Consider the following 15,381-nt stretch of genomic DNA (forward strand, 5'->3'; position numbering starts at 1 on the left):
GGGGAGATTCCGGGCCCGGAGGTGTAGACGCCCTCCGGAGCGGAGATCCTGTGCCCGCACGGAGACATGTAAGCGGCGTGTCATGGGGGAAGTGCGAACAGTGGAACGTTCCTCTGCGGGCAGCGCGGCCCTGGAACTCCTCGTCCACGGCGTCGGCGGCGCCACGCCCGAGAAGATGTTGAACGATCCGCGCACGGTGCGGATCACCGGCGACGACACGGCCGCGGTCCACCGGCGCGCCGAGGACGCCGACGCGGACGCCCCGGCGGCCGACGCCACCACGACGGTCCCCGACCACGGCGGGCGGCCGGTCCCGGAGGCCTACGTCTGGTCCAACCTGACCTCCGGCAACGGCACCCGCGCCCTGTGGCTGTTGCTGCTGCCGTTCATGGTCGTGAACCTCGCCCACTGGATGCGCCCCGCCGCCCGCGAGGGCACCCGCGCGGTCCGTCTGTACGGGCTGCTCGTCCGGCTCGCGGGCCTGAGCCTGACCGTCCTGCTCGTCGCCGCGGCCTGCGAGGTCGCCCTCGACCTCACGGCCTGGCAGTGTGCGGGCACGCACGCGTGCGCCGCACGCCACTCCTGGCTGGGCTTTCTGTCACCCACGGTCTCCCACGGCGGCTGGTGGAGCCCGCCGGGCCGCCGTCTCGCCCTCGCGGCCCTGGTCCCGACCGCCCTGACCGGCCTCCTCTGGTACCTCTCCCACCGCACCTGGCGGGCGTACGAGTCCCAGGAGCCGCTCGACCGCGACCCCGAGCCCCGGAACGGCCCCGCCCACACCGCGCTGAGCCGCCCCGGCTTCTGGTACGGCCGTCGCCTCGTGGCCCGCCTCCGCACCGGCCACACCGCGGCCAGCCTGCTCACGGTCGCCGCGGCGGTCGGCACGGCGGCGGCGCGCGAGGACCACCGTCCCGGCGGCCCGCCCGTCCTGGACGCGCTCGGCCGCCTGCTGGAGGTGTCCCTGGCGGCCGGCGCGCTCGCCGTGGTCTGGGTGGTGTGCCGGCGCGGCCGCAGCGAGCACCGCCTCGACCGCCGTCTCGACGCCCAACTGGTCCGCCGCCTGCCCCTCACCGCCCTCGTCCTCCTCACCCTCACCCTGGTGTACGCCGGCTGGCACCGCCCGGGCTGGCAGTCCTCCGGCCGCCTCCCGGGCGACGCGACCTTCGGCGGGATCGCCCTGGCCCAGGGGGCGCTGGTGATCGCCCTGACCGTCGTGGCCCACGTGCTGCACAAGGGGCCCAAGGGAGAGCCCACGCCCCGCGGCGACTCCCACGACACCGCCGTGCCGACGCGGCCGCGCGGCTCCGGCGACCCGCTCGCCCACGACCAGCGCCACCGGACGCCACCGGCCCCGGACACCCTCGTCGACGTCCTCGGCGTGGCGATCGCCCTGCCGACCGACACCCCCACCGAGACAACCGCCCTGCCGAGCCCCCGGCCCTCGCCCCGAGAAACGGGGGAGAGCGACGCCCACCCGCAGTCACGGTCGGCTGCGCGCGGCAGCACGGGGCCGGGGCCCGCGGCGGCCGAGGCGCGGTCGGGTCCGCCGGGCTCGGGGGAGGCCGGCGGCGAGGGCAAGGGGTGGTCCGCCCCAGGTGAGACGGGGGAGGGCGGCGCCGGGGCGAAGGCGCGGGCCGCTCTGCGGAGTCCGGGCGACGGCGGGGGCGGGAGCGCGGGGCGGTCGGGTGCGGGTGGTCCGGGCGGGGCGCGGGCCGCGCTCGGGGGGCTCGGGGGGCCCGCGGTGGCGATGCTGGGCTGCGCCCTGGGCGGGGTCATGTCCGGCGGCGTGTCACAGCGGGTCTCGGACTGGCTGGACGGCACCGGGACCTTCCTCGACGGCCCGCCGGTGCTGCTGACTTGGCAGGCGTCCGTGATTCCCGTGCTGCTCCTCGTCCTGCTCGCGCTGGGCGGGCTCCTCGGCCGGCGGACCTGGCTGCTGACCCGGGCCGAACGCGTGGCGGTGGCCCGGGAGTACGACGCCGACCCCGGCGACCCCGCCCGCACCGGCCGTATCGCCCGCGCGCGGTCGATGGCCACGCTCACCGACCGCGGCCCCCTCGTCGTCGCCGTCACCTCCACGACGACCCTGCTCCTGGGCGCGGGCGCCCTCGCCGGAGCCTTCGGCACCGGGAAGACGCCGGTGCGGGCCACACAGGGCGCCGGACCCTTCGTGCAGGGCGCCGCCCAGGCCGGACAGGCGCTCGGCTCCTGGCTGATCGGCCTGGGCTTTCTCCTCTTCGTCACCTGGGGCCGGCGCGCCTACAAGGACGCCTCCGCGCGACGCACCATCGGCATCCTCTGGGACGTGGGCACGTTCTGGCCGCGCGCCGCCCACCCCTTCGCGCCGCCCTGCTACGCCGAGCGCGCGGTGCCCGACCTGACCTGGCGGATGTCCACCTGGACCCGGGCCACCGGCGGCCGCCTCGTCATCTCCGGGCACTCCCAGGGCAGCGTCCTCGCCGCGGCCGCCGCCTGGCAGCTGCGCCCCTCCGACCGCAGACGGGTCGCCCTGCTCACCTACGGCTCCCCGATCGAGCGCCTCTACGGCCGCTGGTTCCCGGCCCACTTCGGCCCGGCCGCGCTCGTCGCCCTCCACCAGGACATCGACTGCTGGCGCAACCTGTACCGGCTTACCGACCCCATCGGCGGCCCCGTGCGCCTGTCCGGCGACGACTGCGGCCCCGAGGTGGACCGCGCACCCCTCTCGGACCCCCTGGCGTACGGCCGCACCGAGGAGCACCCGCTGCCCGCCCCCATCCTGGGCCACTCCGACTACCAGGCCGACCCGGCCTTCGCAGAGGAACGCGGACGGCTCCTGGCCCGGCTGCACCCGGAGGTGCCCGTGCGGCGCGCCTGACCGGGTCAGGGCAGCTCGGGCAGGTCCTCCGCGAACAGCAGGGTCAGGTCGTCGGTGCTGGGCTCCGCGAGCTGGGCGACCCGGCTCGCGTGCCGTTCCACCATCGCCTCGAACGTCTGGCGTGCCGTGCGTCCGTTGCCGAAGGCGGCGCCCTTGGGGATCTCCGTGAAGTACTTCAGCAAGGCCTCCGCGGTCCCCGCCGCCAGCCGGTACTCGTGCTCCTCGGCCTGCTGCTCCACGATCCGCAGCAGTTCCTCGGGGCCGTAGTCACCGAAGGTGATGGTCCGTGAGAAACGGGACGCCACACCCGGGTTGACCGTCAGGAAGCGCTCCATCTCGGCCGTGTAGCCCGCGACGATCACGACCACGGAGTCCCGGTGATCCTCCATCAGCTTCACGAGGGTGTCGATGGCCTCCTTGCCGAAGTCCCGCCCCGCGTCCTCCGGCGACAGCGCGTACGCCTCGTCGATGAACAGCACACCGCCGTGCGCCCGCTGGAAGGCCTCCTGCGTGCGGATGGCGGTGGAGCCGATGTGCTCTCCGACGAGATCGACGCGGGACACCTCGACGAGATGGCCCTTCTCCAGTACGTCCAAGGCGGCGAGGATCTCGCCGTAGAGGCGCGCGACCGTCGTCTTGCCGGTGCCGGGGGACCCGGTGAAGACCAGATGGCGCTTGACCGAGGCCGCCTTCAGACCCGCCCGCAGGCGCCGCCGGCCCACCTCGATCATGTCGGTCAGCGCCCGCACCTCGCGCTTGACGCTCTCCAGGCCCACCAGCGCGTCGAGTTCGCCCAGCACGTCCTTCGACGTCCGCACCGACGTCTCCGGCTCGGCCACGCCCGACGGGGGCTCCGGCACGGTCATCCGCTGCTCGGGGATCGGGCCGAGCAGCCCCGCCGACGGGACGGCCGTCTGCACGGCCGTTTCCCGCGCGGCGGGAGTACGCACCCCCGCGCTCTCGTCGCTGGCGCAGTCCTCGACCACGGGCCCCGAACCGGGCGCTCCGTCGGCCCCGGCGTCCGCGAACTCGTACCCCCCGCGCGCGCAGCGTTCGGTACGGCATCTGCGCAGCGTCGTACGGCAGCCGTCTATCACGTGGAAGCCGTAGCCGCCGCTGTCGTTCACCCGGCAGTCGAGGAAGCTGCCGCGGCCGTCCGCGGAGACGTAGAAGCCCGCCTCGGCGGGGGAGTCGATCGTGCAGCGCTCCACGGTGGGGTCGGCGCCCTTGGTGACGATCACTCCGGTCTGGACGGTTTCCACGGTGCAGTTGTTGAGCGTGCCGCCGCTGCCGTGGTCGCGGAACCAGGCGCCGGTCGCCGCGTCCCGGATCCGGCAGTCGTCGAGCTGGGCGGTCGCGCCGTCGCTCACCGACACGGCCGTGTTGCGCACCTGCGACAGGTCGCTGTCGATGACGTCCGCGCGTGAGCCGCGGTCGAGGACGAACAGCGCGTCCGGTACGTCGTGCACCCGGCAGGAGTCGAGCACGGCGGTGGCGCCGTCGCTGACCCAGACCGCCGGGTAGTCGCCGGTGCTGTCGAAGATCTCGCACTGGTTGGCGTCCACCCGGGTGCCCGGGTCCCACACCGACAGCCCGTTGCGCCCGAACTGACGCACCGTCGTCCGCGTCAGCGTCAGGACGGAGCGGGAGCGCAGGTCGATCGCGTTCTCCGGGATGTCGTGGATACGGCAGTCGGCCAGCGTGAGCACCGCGTCCGTGTCGAGCGTGACACCGTCGGCGGTGGTGCGGTGCACGGCGCAGTCCGTGAGGTGGGCGGTGGCCCGGGCGGTGATGTGCACCCCACTGCCGCGGACCTCGTAGATCTCACAACCCACCGCTTCCAGCCCGGAGTTGTCACCGGTGGCGCTCAGGCCGGTGCCGGAGGCGTGGTGCACCCGGCAGCGCTCGAGGCGGGGATGCGCGCCCCCGCGTACCGCGACGCCCGCCTGCCCGGCCGCGACGACCTCGCACTCCTCGAAGACACCGCCGCCGCCGTCGACCACGGCGATGCCGATGCCCGCGGGATTGTCGACCGTGCACCGCCGGACCGTCGGACGGGCGCTGCCGCGCACCTCGATGCCCGCGGCGGACCGCGTGACGATCCGCATGTCCAGCAGTTCCGGCGTGCCGTCCTCGACGAGCACCGCCGGCGCGGCCGCGTCCTGGCCCTCCACGTGCAGGTCCTGCACCACCGCCGACGCGCGCACCGTCAGCGGCACCCCGTCCGCGGGCGCGATCCGCACGGACCCGGGGGAGCCCTCCGGGCCGCGCAGGGTCACCGACCGCTGCACGACGAGGTTTTCCCGGTAGGTGCCGGGAGCGATGGTGAGGACGTCGCCCTCGGCCGCGGCCTCCAGGGCGGCGGCGAGCGATGCGTACTCACCCGTGCGGCGCCGCCACCTCGACGTGCCGGTGTGCGTCACCTGGACCGTGCCCTGTGCCATGGCGTTGCTGTGCCCCCACCTCGTCGTACGCGGGTTTGATGCCGAATCATGCACCATCCGGCCGGACCACCGTAGCGTGCGCGCGGGCGGTGGGTTGACCACTGACCGAACGAGGTCAGCTGCCCGTACCTGTACGGCCCCAGTCCGGGCCCGCGCGGTCCCAGGCCTGGTCCCAACGGGCGTACCGGCGGCGGACCATGCGCCAGACGATCAGCCGCCGCGCGCCCTCGACCACGCCGGCGGTCAGCAGAGCCGCGCCGAATCCGGCGAGCACCGCGTGTGTCGTGGCGGTGGCGGAGTCCAGCGGACGGGCCACCAGACGCCCGTGCGCGTCCGTCCATATCGCGAAGTGGTCGCCGCGGTGAGGGGTCTTCAGGCTCGCGAGGACCGTGCCGTGCCGGACGGTGCCGTCCGGGGCGGTCCAGTCGGCGAGGACCCGGCTGCGGGCGTCCCGCCCGGAGGCCGCCTCGGGGTCGGCCTCCAGCGGCGCGCCGTCCACCTTCCGTACGACGGTGGCCGTGACCTCGTGGCGGGACTGCCGCTGCTCGCGGACCGACTGCTGCAGGGCTTCCTGGGCGAGGGTGCCGGTCAGGGAGCCCACGACGGGCGCGACGAGGAGGATCAGCAGCAGCGCAGCCAGCGCCACCCATGCCTCGGCCAGATCCGTCCCGCGGCGCAGCGGATTGTGCCGCCAGCGCCAGATGCCACCGATCGCTCGCACTGTCCCGCACCCCCTTCCCGCTCCGTGATAACCCCCGCCGGAGCCGTTCACGCGCGAGTCCGGACCAAGAGAGAGCGAAATCACCCGCGCCGGGACCTCTCATGAACTTCTCATGACGTCCAACGCTTCAGGAGCCGGGGGCGGTTCCCGCATCCGGCGTCCGCGCCGAACGCGGCCGGATCTACTCGATCACACGCACCGGATCGCCCACCCGGACGGTCCCGCGGGTGAGGGGCACCAGGTTCTGTCCGAAGACCAGCTTGCCGCCGATGCGACGGTGACGGCCCAGCGTGTGCAGGGGTTCCCTGCCGCGTCCGGCGGTCACCTGGTCGGTGGTCGTCACCACGCACCGGCCGCACATCTTGGCGACGCGGAAGGCGACCTCGCCGACCTCCAGGCGCGACCAGCCGTCCTCGGCCCAGGGTTCGGTGCCCGCCACCACCAGGTTCGGCCGGAAACGGTTCATCGGCAACGGGCCGTCGGCGGCGTGGTCCCCTTCGGCGATCAGGGAGTTGAGGGCGTCCAGCGAGGCGACGGTGGTGACCAGCAGCGGATAGCCGTCCGCGAAGGTGACGGTCTCGCCGGGCAGCGCGTACTGCGGATCGACGGGCCGGCGTGTCGCGGGGTCGTCCATGTGCACCAGACGTATGCGGGCGCCGAGATAGGCGCTGCACCAGTCGTTCGCCGCGCCGTCGGCGAGGACCCCCTCCACCTTGTCGCCGAAGACGTCCAGCGAGACCGTGCCCACCTGATCGGGTACCGCCACGGTCAGCGGCTCCAGTCCCGGCGCGGACAGCCGGAGGCCGCCGCCGGGCAGAAGCTCGGCGGCGGCCAGTGCGAGGCGCGGTTGCTGGCGTTGCGTGACGACCTTTCCCCCGTCGTCGATCAGCGCCCAGCGTCGGTCTCCGGCCAGCCCCCAGGGCTCCACGACGGCCTCCCGGGGCGCCTGGCCCCGGAACGCCTTGACCGGATGGATGTGAATCGACAGCAGTTCCGCATTCCCCATGGGGTCATCCTGCCAGGTGGCAGTGACAGCCCCGGGTGGGCTCAGTAGCCGCGGTACTGCTGGTTGTTGTACGGATCCTGGTACTGGGGCGCGGCCGGCCGGGGAGCGGCGGGGCGCATCGCCTCGTACCCCATGCCCGGCGCGGCCGGTCGCGGCTGCTGGGGCTGCGGACCCGGGTAGCCGCGCGGTGCGGTCGCCTGCGGCGGGATGTAGGCCGCGGGCGCCTGCTGCAGCGGCGCGGGCTGCTGCGCCTGCGGATAGCCGTAGGACGCCTGGACCGGGGCCGCCGGGAGGGCGGGCAGCGCCGACGGCAGCGCGGGCAGGCTGCTGCCCGGCATGTCGTAGGCGGCGGGGACCCGGATCGGGGCGATCTGCGGGGTGCCCCGCTCGGCCACGAGCGAGTCGTAGATCGGGGTGTCCGGGAAGGCGGAGTAGTAACCGCCATAGGTGGAGCGGGGGGAGGTCATGGCACATAAGGTAAGCCCACGATGTGCTGGTTGGGGAGACCGATAAGAGGGTTGTTTTCCGTGTCCGCCGTGACCTCGGATCCCCAATGCGAGCGAACTCGGCAAAAAGGGGCGGCGGACATCGCTGTGATCGTGTAAAAGCCGAGTTCCGAGGGGGTTACCGGCGGGTCGGTGAGGCGGGTCCCCGCGTCCCTTCTGGGCCTTCCCCGTCCCCGGGAATAGGTTGAGCGGCAGACAACCCGAAAGGTCCCGGGCACGGCCCGGTGGACGGAGACGCGAGGGGGGCGGACATGTCGATGCCGAAAGGTTCCAACACGCCGGTGCCGACGACGGCGCTACGGGTCGAACTGGGCTGGCGCCCGGGACCGGGGGTGCCCGACGTGGACGCCTCGGCACTGCTGCTCGCGGGCGGAAAGGTCCGCTCGGACGCGGACTTCGTCTTCTACAACCAGCCGGCGCACTCCTCCGGGGCGGTCCGCCACGAGGGCAAGCGCGCCACCGGCGACCGGGTGACCGACACCCTCGTCGTCGACCTCGCGCGCGTCGAGCCCGCGATCGAGACGATCGTCCTCGCCGCCTCGGCCGACGGCGGCACCTTCGCCCAGCTGCCCGGCCTCTACATCGAGGTGCGGGAGGCGGCGCGGGACACCGTCGCCGCGCGCTTCGACAGCACCGGAGCCACGGTGGAGACGGCCTTCGTGCTGGGGGAGTTCTACCGCCGCCAGGGCTCGTGGAAGTTCCGTGCCGTCGGGCAGGGGTACGGCAGCGGACTGGAAGGGCTGGCCACGGACTTCGGCATCACCGTGGACGAGCCGCAGCGCGCGGCTCAACCGCCGGTTCCCCAGGCCCCGCCCCCGCCGCCCCTGTCCGTCCAGCCGACCGTGCCCGCACTGCCGGTCACCGTGCCGCCCGTCCACCACACCCCGCCGCCCCCGCCGCCGGCCCCGCCCACCACACCGGTCCGGCTGACCAAGGTGACGCTCACCAAGGCCGCCCCCGCCGTGTCGCTCACCAAACAGGGCGGCACCTCGGGCGTCATGCGCGTGAACCTCAACTGGGAGGTGCGCAAGCAGTTCTCGGGATGGGGCGGCAAACACGGCCGCGCGGTCGCGCTCCACAACGACCTCGACCTCGACCTGTGCGCCCTGTTCGAACTCGCCGACGGCCGCAAGGGCGTCGTCCAGTCCCTCGGCAACGCCTTCGGCGCCCTGCACCGGCCGCCGTACATCCACCTCGACGGCGACGACCGCACGGGGGCCCTCGCCGACGGCGAGAACCTCACCATCAACCTCGACCACAGGAACGACTTCCGGCGCATCCTCGTCTTCGTGACCGTCTACGAAGGCGCCCGCTCCTTCGCCGACCTGCACGCCACGGTCACCCTGCAACCCCAGTTCGGCGCCGCGGTCGACTTCTCCCTGGACGAGTGCACCGTCCCCTCGACCGTGTGCGCCCTCGCCCTGATCACCAACAACGGCGGCGACCTGATCGTCCAGCGCGAGGCCCGCTACCTCGTGCCGGAACGCGGGGTCAGCCCGCAGCGGACCGTCGACCACGCCTACGGGTGGGGCATGAACTGGACGCCGGGCCGAAAATAGCCGCCTGGGGAACTCAGCCCTCGTCGCTCACGGCGTCCGGACGGGCGTAGGTGCGGCCCTTCCAGGCCGCGCCCCGCCCCCGGTGGTGCTGCACCGCCGAATCCACCGTCATCAGGAGATAGAGGAGCGCGGTGAACGGCAGCAGGGGCGCGAGCCACAGCGGCTGCCGGTAGTAACGGAGCATCGGCAGGTACGTCCCCGTCATCACCAGCCACGAAAGGCCGCCGAGCACCGCCGTGGCCGTACCGCCCGCGACGAGCCCGGTCAACAGGGCCAGCGGCGGGACCAGATAGACCAGCGCGAGGCCGAGCACCGTACCGGCCAGCAGCAGCGGGTTGTGGCGCAGTTGCGCGTAGGCGCTGCGCGAGACCATCCGCCACAGGTCGTGCAGGCGCGGGTAGGGGCGCACGCTGTCCACCCGGTCGGCCAGCCCCAGCCACACGTGACCGCCCGCGCCCTTCACCGCGCGCGCGAGCGCCACGTCGTCGATGACGGCGTGCCGGATGGCGTCCGGGATCCGCGCCCGCTCGGCCGCCTCCGCGCGCAGCAGGACGCAGCCGCCCGCCGCCGCCGCCGTCCGCGAGCGCCGCCGCCCGATCCGGCGGAACGGGTACAGCTGCGCGAAGAAGTAGACGAAGGCCGGCACGACCAGTCGCTCCCACAGGCTCTCGACCCGCAGCCGTGCCATCTGCGAGACCACGTCGAAGCCGCCGGTGCGCGCCGCCGCCACCAGCTCCCGCAGGCTGCCGGGCGCGTGCGCGATGTCCGCGTCCGTCAGGAGGAGGTACTCGGGCTCACGCGCGCGTGCCAGAGCGATGCCGTGCCGTACCGCCCACAGCTTCCCGGTCCAGCCCGCCGGCGGCTCACCCGGCGAGCCGACGGTCAGCGGCAGCCCGCCGTGTCGCCGCGCGAGCGAACGGGCCAGCTCCCCGGTGCCGTCCGAGCTGCCGTCGTCGACGAGGAAGATCTCCGCCCGCCCCGGATAGTCCTGCGCGAGCAGCGACGGCAGGCTCGCGGGCAGCACCGCCGCCTCGTCGCGCGCGGGGACCACGACGCACACCGACGGCCACACGGCCGGATCCCTCCGGGCCGGCAGCCGCACGTCCGTGCGCCAGAAGAAGCCCTGACAGAGCAACAGCCACAGCCACGCGGCCAGGGACACGGCGGCGATCCACACGACGGCGCTCACCCGCGCAGTCTGCCCCACCCGGCCGGGCCGCAGGGGCACATCGTCTATGGTGGCCGGGTGAAGATCGCGCTCATGGACTCCGGAATCGGCCTGCTGGCGGCCACCGCCGCGGTACGGCGCCTGCGACCCGACGCCGATCTCGTGCTCTCCCTCGACCCCGACGGCATGCCCTGGGGCCCGCGCACCCCGCAGGATCTCACCGCGCGCGCCCTGGCCGTCGCCGAGGCCGCCGCCGCCCACGGGCCCGAGGCTCTCATCGTCGGCTGCAACACGGCGACCGTGCACGCCCTGCCCACCCTGCGCGCCCGGCTCGAACCGGCCATCCCGGTGATCGGCACCGTCCCCGCGATCAAGCCGGCCGCGGCCGGCGGCGGCCCCGTCGCGATCTGGGCCACCCCCGCCACCACCGGCAGCCCCTACCAGCGCGGACTCATCGAGGACTTCGCCGACGGGGTCGCGGTCGCCGAGGTGCCCTGCTGGGGCCTGGCCGAGGCCGTGGAGCACGCCGACGAGGCGGCGATCACCACCGCAGTCGCCGCGGCCGCCGCGCTGACCCCCGAGGACGTGACGACCGTCGTCCTGGGCTGCACCCACTACGAGCTGGTCGCCGACCGCATCCGCGCCGCCGTGCAGCGCCCCGGCCGGCCGCCGCTCGTCCTGCACGGCTCGGCCGGCGCCGTCGCCGCCCAGGCCCTGCGGCGCGTCGGCGCCCGCCCCGAGCCCGAGACGGCCGGCCTCGGCTCCGTCACCGTCCTGCTCAGCGGCCGCGAGGGCGGCCTCCCGCAGCCCGCGCTCGCCTACGCGGAAGGCAGGCTGCTCCAGGCCGTCAGCCCCGTTCAGTGACCGACGGTCACCGGCGGTACGCCCGCGGTCCCGGCCCCGCCCGCTCGGCGCGGTCACCCTGTGCGACGCCCTACCCGCGCAGCGAAACCTGAGTAACCTCATGTATATGAGGGACCACTCCCACGTTCACCCCCAGGGCGAGGACACCCCGCACTCCGACGAGGACACCCCGCGTTCCGATGTGTGGACCGGCCGCGCCACCAACCGGTTCCAGTGGCTGCTCGCGCTGGTCGGCGCCGCCTGCATGGCGCTCGGCATCGAGCTCGCCGTCGACTCCGCCTGGACGTCCGGCACCGCCCCCCTCGTCATGTCCGTCGTCGGCTGCATCGCCGCCGGCCTGCTGGTCCTCTTCGGCACCCTGGCCTTCGTCCACGTCGACCTGAAGCTCGACAAGGACTCGCTGGAGGTGCGCTGCGGCCATATCGGCGTACCGCGCCGCCACATCCCGCTCGCCCATGTCGCGGGGGCCGAGTTCGAACCGCACGTCACCCCGCGCCACTGGGGCGGCTGGGGCTACCGCTGGCGGCCGGAGAAGGGCACCGCCGTCGTCGTACGGCGCGGCGAGGGCGTGGTGCTGCGGCTGTGGGACGGCCATACGTTCACGATCACCGTGGACGACGCCGAGTCCGCCGTACAGGCGATCAGGGACCGGCTGCGCGAGCGGACGCCCGGCTCGGCGCACTGACCTCAGACGGTCCGCCGGTCGCGGTGGCGCTCCCGGTCCGGCACGGCCGGTGCCCCGGACGGCGGCTCCTCGGCGAGCGGCCGGGCCGTCGCCAGGCCGGCCAGCAGGCCCGCGCCGACCGACACCGTGGTGAAGCTCAGCGCGTTGCCCACGGCGGTGAGTGCCGCGAGAGCGGTGAGCGCGGCACCCGCCGTGAGGACGACCGGCGTGGGCCGAGGCGCGCGCCACAGCGCGAACAGCACCCAGCAGAAGGCCGCGCCGAGAAGCAGCACCCCCGGCACACCCTGTTCCGCCGCCAGCTGCAGCGGCGCCGAGTGCGGCTTGCCGTCGGACAGGGTCGACTGCGCCGCCGTGGCACTCAGCTCCCCGAACCGGCCCGGCCCCACGCCGAGACCGGCGTCGCCGTGCGCCAGCCGCAGGGCGTCACGCCACAGGCCGATCCGGCGGGACGTGAGCTGGTCCTCCAGGGACGCGGCGAGCCCTGAGGGCAGGGCGTTCCCGGCGACCGCCCAGGTCAGACCGGTCAGCAGGGCCGTGGACGCGGCCAGGCCGATGAGGGCCGGCCCCCGGTGGCGCATCCGGCCGGCGGCCAGCGAGCACAGCAGGACGGCACAGCAGGTCACGACCGCCGTGGCCGAGCCCAGCAGGGCACCCGCGACCACGACACCGCAGGCCAGCAGCCACAGGCCGAGCCGCATCACGGGCACGGGCGTCGCCCAGGCGGCGCAGCACGCCGCACCCGCCGACAGCGTCAGCACCGCGGCCGTGGCACCCGCGTGGCCGAGCGGCGCGTCGATCTCGGGCCCCGGCGCCAGGCGCGGCAGGGCCACCGTCAGGACGAGCCCGGTCAGTGCCGCGGCACCGGGCGCGGCCACCGGCAGCAGCACCCCGCAGATCCGGCCCACGGCGTACCCGGCGGCCACGGCCAGCACCGCGAGCAGCACACCCTCGGGCCGTCCGTCGTGCACCGCCGCGGTGACCAGTGACCAGGCGGCGCAGGCCCCGAGTACGGCCACCCCCGTGACGTCGGAAACGTTTCGTCTCTCTCCGTCGGCGTCCGCCCCGGCCGCCGACGTCATCCCCGTGGAACCCGTGGACCCCACCCGACCCTCCGAACCCGGTCGCCCCCGTCTGTGCCACTCCGGACGCCTGTGCGAGCGGAGCTCTGGCACACCGTAACGGCTGATGGGCGGTTTGTGGATGTCCTGTGCCGGGGTCGCTCGGGAGCCGCGGGCCGTACGGTGCGGCCCGCGTGGACCGTGCTGTCGGCCCAAAGGTCACCCGCCGTACACTCCCCGAGTGACCGTCACCGCAACTTCCGTGGGCCAGCCCGACCAGCTGGAGCCCCAGGCCGCGCCGGTTTCGCGCCGCGCGCGGCTCCTGCGCCTCCTCCCCGCCGCCGCGGCGGCGCTCGCCGGAGTGCTGCTCTACATCAGCTTCCCGCCGCGCACGCTGTGGTGGCTGGCCCTGCCGGCCTTCGCCGTGTTCGGCTGGGTGCTGCGCGGCCGCAGCTGGAAGGCCGCCCTCGGCCTCGGCTACCTCTTCGGCCTGGGTTTCCTGCTGCCGCTCCTCGTGTGGACCGGCGTCGAGGTCGGCCCCGGCCCCTGGCTCGCCCTGGTGGCCATCGAGGCGGTCTTCGTCGCCCTGGTCGGTGTCGGCGTCGCCAAGGTCTCGAAGCTGCCGGCCTGGCCGGTGTGGGCGGCGGCCCTGTGGATCGCCGGCGAGGCGGCACGCGCGCGCGTCCCCTTCCGCGGCTTCCCCTGGGGCAAGATCGCCTTCGGCCAGGCGGACGGTGTCTTCCTGCCGCTGGCCGCCCTCGGCGGCACCCCCGTCCTCGGCTTCGCGGTCGTCCTCGGCGGTTTCGGTCTCTACGACGTCGTCCGTCTCGTTCTGGACCGGCGGCGCACGGGCGAGGTGCGCAGGTCGGCCGCCGCGGTCGCCCTGCTCAGCCTGACCGTCCCCTTCGCGGCGGCGCTGGCCGCGCGTTCCCTGGTGAGCGACAAGGCGGAGGACGGGACCGCGACGGTCGCCGTCATCCAGGGCAACGTCCCCCGCCTCGGCCTGGACTTCAACTCCCAGCGCCGGGCCGTCCTCGACCACCACGCGCGCGAGACCGAACGGCTGGCCGCCGAGGTCGAGGCGGGCAAGAAGGCCAGGCCCGACTTCGTGCTGTGGCCCGAGAACTCCTCCGACATCGACCCGTTCGCCTACGAGGACGCGGCCGCCGTCATCGACAAGGCCGCCAAGGCCATCGGTGTCCCCGTCTCGGTCGGCGGGGTCGTCGAGCGCGACGGCAAGCTCTACAACGAGCAGATCCTCTGGGACCCGGTGAAGGGCCCCACCCAGACGTACGACAAGCGGCAGATCCAGCCGTTCGGCGAGTACCTGCCGCTGCGCTCGCTCATCGGCGCGATCAACAGCCAGTGGACGTCGATGGTCCACCAGGACTTCAGCCGGGGCACCGAGCCGGGCGTGTTCACCATGGACGACGCCAAGGTGGGCCTGGTCACCTGCTACGAGGCCGCGTTCGACTGGGCCGTCCGCTCCGAGGTCACCGACGGCGCCCAGATGATCTCCGTGCCGAGCAACAACGCCACCTTCGACCGCAGCGAGATGACCTACCAGCAGCTCGCCATGTCCCGGGTGCGCGCCGTCGAGCACAGCCGCACGGTGACGGTGCCCGTCACCAGCGGCGTCAGCGCGATCATCATGCCGGACGGGAGGATCACCCAGAAGACCGGCATGTTCGTCGCGGACTCCCTGGTGCAGAAGGTGCCGCTGCGGTCCTCGGAGACGCCCGCGACCCGGCTCGGCATCCTCCCGGAGATCGCCCTGCTGCTCGTCGCGGCCGGTGGTCTGGGCTGGGCCACGGCCGCGGCAGTACGCGCCCGGCGGGGCGCGACCGCTGCGAGCACGTCTCTCTGACCCGCGCTCGTCTCCCCGGCCGGGTGCCCTTCGGCCGACCGGCTCGGGACGGCTCGCCGACACGCGGGAGAGCCGGCCCGGGCCCTCACCGCGGGTTGCCGCTTCGCACGGCCGTTAGGGTCGGTCCATGCCGACTCCTGACTTCATCACCGAGATCCGGGCCTCCGCGGGCCACCAGTTGCTCTGGCTTCCCGGCGTCAGCGCCGTCGTCTTCGACGACGAGGGACGGGTGCTGCTGGGGCGGCGCGCGGACAACGGCCAGTGGACCGTGATCACCGGCATCCCGGACCCCGGCGAGCAGCCGGCGGAGTGTGCCGTGCGGGAGGTGGAGGAGGAGACGGGGGTGCTCTGTGTGCCCGAACGCGTCGTCCTCATCCGCTCCGGGCGGCAGGTCGAGTACCCCAATGGCGACAAGTGCCAGTTCATGGACGTCACCTTGCGCTGCCGGGCGGTCGGCGGCGAGGCACGGGTCAACGACGACGAGTCCGTCGAGGTCGGCTGGTTCGACGTGGACGGCCTGCCGCCGATGCGCGAAGGACAGCTGTTCCGCATCAAGCAGGCGCTCTCCGACGAACCCACGTGGTTCGAGACCACGCCTACCGACTGAACTGTGTGGGCTGGCCACATGGGGTGGGGGCGGCCCGCT

12 protein-coding genes are annotated in these 15,381 nt (G+C 74.1%); 6 read left to right on the forward strand and 6 right to left on the reverse strand.

Annotated features, from left to right (window positions below; all coding sequences use genetic code 11):
• Positions 1 to 82 precede the first annotated feature (82 nt).
• On the forward strand, positions 83 to 2,857 hold the full coding sequence (locus ACFY30_RS11650; protein ID WP_390845004.1) for a hypothetical protein: 2,775 nt from the start codon (positions 83 to 85) through the stop codon (positions 2,855 to 2,857).
• A gap of 5 nt (positions 2,858 to 2,862) precedes the next feature.
• Here ACFY30_RS11650 and ACFY30_RS11655 read toward each other — a convergent pair whose 3' ends face one another.
• The 4 genes from ACFY30_RS11655 to ACFY30_RS11670 form a co-directional block, all read right to left on the reverse strand.
• On the reverse strand, positions 2,863 to 5,301 hold the full coding sequence (locus tag ACFY30_RS11655) for a right-handed parallel beta-helix repeat-containing protein (protein WP_390845005.1): 2,439 nt from the start codon (positions 5,299 to 5,301) through the stop codon (positions 2,863 to 2,865).
• 115 nt (positions 5,302 to 5,416) lie between these two features.
• Entirely contained in the window at positions 5,417 to 6,022 is a 606-nt protein-coding gene (locus ACFY30_RS11660) for a hypothetical protein (protein ID WP_390845006.1), read from the reverse strand.
• A gap of 181 nt (positions 6,023 to 6,203) precedes the next feature.
• Positions 6,204 to 7,028 (reverse strand): MOSC domain-containing protein, encoded by an 825-nt coding sequence (locus ACFY30_RS11665; protein ID WP_390845007.1) that lies wholly within the window; start codon positions 7,026 to 7,028, stop codon positions 6,204 to 6,206.
• A 41-nt stretch (positions 7,029 to 7,069) separates the two neighbouring features.
• A complete protein-coding gene (locus ACFY30_RS11670; protein WP_390845008.1) occupies positions 7,070 to 7,495 on the reverse strand; it encodes a DUF6643 family protein in 426 nt (141 codons plus the stop codon).
• Positions 7,496 to 7,785: 290 nt separating this feature from the next.
• Between ACFY30_RS11670 and ACFY30_RS11675 the strand changes: the two genes are divergently transcribed.
• The gene (locus tag ACFY30_RS11675; RefSeq protein WP_390845009.1) at positions 7,786 to 9,093 is read left to right on the forward strand and encodes a TerD family protein; all 1,308 of its coding nucleotides are present in this window, start codon (positions 7,786 to 7,788) and stop codon (positions 9,091 to 9,093) included.
• Positions 9,094 to 9,106: 13 nt separating this feature from the next.
• Here the strand turns inward: ACFY30_RS11675 and ACFY30_RS11680 are convergent, their stop codons facing one another.
• On the reverse strand, positions 9,107 to 10,300 hold the full coding sequence (locus ACFY30_RS11680) for a glycosyltransferase (protein ID WP_390845277.1): 1,194 nt from the start codon (positions 10,298 to 10,300) through the stop codon (positions 9,107 to 9,109).
• A 39-nt stretch (positions 10,301 to 10,339) separates the two neighbouring features.
• Between ACFY30_RS11680 and ACFY30_RS11685 the strand changes: the two genes are divergently transcribed.
• Together ACFY30_RS11685 and ACFY30_RS11690 are read left to right on the forward strand one after the other, a co-directional pair.
• The gene (locus tag ACFY30_RS11685) at positions 10,340 to 11,125 is read left to right on the forward strand and encodes a glutamate racemase (RefSeq protein WP_390845010.1); all 786 of its coding nucleotides are present in this window, start codon (positions 10,340 to 10,342) and stop codon (positions 11,123 to 11,125) included.
• Positions 11,126 to 11,231: 106 nt separating this feature from the next.
• Positions 11,232 to 11,810 (forward strand): hypothetical protein, encoded by a 579-nt coding sequence (locus ACFY30_RS11690; protein ID WP_390845011.1) that lies wholly within the window; start codon positions 11,232 to 11,234, stop codon positions 11,808 to 11,810.
• 2 nt (positions 11,811 to 11,812) lie between these two features.
• On the opposite strand, the gene ACFY30_RS11695 is transcribed toward ACFY30_RS11690, so the two are convergent.
• A complete protein-coding gene (locus ACFY30_RS11695; RefSeq protein ID WP_390845012.1) occupies positions 11,813 to 12,889 on the reverse strand; it encodes an O-antigen ligase family protein in 1,077 nt (358 codons plus the stop codon).
• 220 nt (positions 12,890 to 13,109) lie between these two features.
• On the opposite strand from ACFY30_RS11695, the gene lnt reads away from it, so the two are divergent.
• Entirely contained in the window at positions 13,110 to 14,735 is a 1,626-nt protein-coding gene (lnt, locus tag ACFY30_RS11700; RefSeq protein WP_390845013.1) for an apolipoprotein N-acyltransferase, read from the forward strand.
• 127 nt (positions 14,736 to 14,862) lie between these two features.
• Positions 14,863 to 15,342 carry an NUDIX domain-containing protein gene (locus tag ACFY30_RS11705; protein ID WP_390845014.1) on the forward strand — a complete coding sequence of 160 codons (480 nt, stop codon included), beginning with the start codon at positions 14,863 to 14,865 and terminating at the stop codon, positions 15,340 to 15,342.
• Positions 15,343 to 15,381: the final 39 nt, after the last annotated feature.

Origin of the sequence: Streptomyces sp. NPDC000345, assembly GCF_042898825.1 — a bacterium.
GTDB lineage: Bacteria > Actinomycetota > Actinomycetes > Streptomycetales > Streptomycetaceae > Streptomyces.

Excerpts from the sequence above, each read along its gene's own strand:
- ACFY30_RS11675 (WP_390845009.1), top strand. The coding sequence starts at position 7,786 with ATGTCGATGCCGAAAGGTTCCAACACGCCGGTGCCGACGACGGCGCTA.
- ACFY30_RS11665 (WP_390845007.1), bottom strand. The coding sequence starts at position 7,028 with ATGGGGAATGCGGAACTGCTGTCGATTCACATCCATCCGGTCAAGGCG.
- ACFY30_RS11655 (WP_390845005.1), bottom strand. The coding sequence starts at position 5,301 with ATGGCACAGGGCACGGTCCAGGTGACGCACACCGGCACGTCGAGGTGG.
- ACFY30_RS11650 (WP_390845004.1), top strand. The coding sequence starts at position 83 with ATGGGGGAAGTGCGAACAGTGGAACGTTCCTCTGCGGGCAGCGCGGCC.
- ACFY30_RS11690 (WP_390845011.1), top strand. The coding sequence starts at position 11,232 with ATGAGGGACCACTCCCACGTTCACCCCCAGGGCGAGGACACCCCGCAC.
- ACFY30_RS11695 (WP_390845012.1), bottom strand. The coding sequence starts at position 12,889 with ATGACGTCGGCGGCCGGGGCGGACGCCGACGGAGAGAGACGAAACGTT.
- ACFY30_RS11670 (WP_390845008.1), bottom strand. The coding sequence starts at position 7,495 with ATGACCTCCCCCCGCTCCACCTATGGCGGTTACTACTCCGCCTTCCCG.
- ACFY30_RS11705 (WP_390845014.1), top strand. The coding sequence starts at position 14,863 with ATGCCGACTCCTGACTTCATCACCGAGATCCGGGCCTCCGCGGGCCAC.